This is a genomic window from Pandoraea sp. PE-S2R-1, assembly GCF_002179865.1.
Lineage (GTDB): Bacteria > Pseudomonadota > Gammaproteobacteria > Burkholderiales > Burkholderiaceae > Pandoraea.
Genome location: NZ_NGUR01000054.1, coordinates 1 through 328, shown reverse-complemented (window position 1 = coordinate 328; position 328 = coordinate 1). Strand labels below are relative to the sequence as shown.

Below are 328 nucleotides of genomic sequence, written 5' to 3'. Positions count from 1 at the left end.
ACGCAATCACACGCGGCATGAACCCGTTGCCAAGCGCAGGAAGGCAGGCGATCGCCATGCGTCCGAGCCCATGCGAGCGCAAGCTGCGCATTCGGTGCTCGATCACCTCGAACCCGCGGAAGAACTGATTGACGTCCTGCATCAGTGCGAGCGCTTCTTGCGTCGGCACCAGCCGGCTTCGCACTCGCTCGAACAGCCGAAGATCGGCCATGGTTTCGAGTCGACGAATGGCCTGACTGACGGCGGGCTGGGAGATGCCCAGCAGGCCGGCGGCTTTGCTCGTACTGCCCGCATTCATCACCGCTCTGAAGATCTCGATATCCCGGAT

At 62.5% G+C, this 328-nt stretch carries 1 protein-coding gene; it reads right to left on the bottom strand.

The window, feature by feature from the left end; all coding sequences use genetic code 11:
- A partial coding sequence (locus CDV44_RS27005) for a LysR family transcriptional regulator (RefSeq protein ID WP_249277750.1) occupies positions 1-328 on the bottom strand: 328 nt, incomplete at both ends.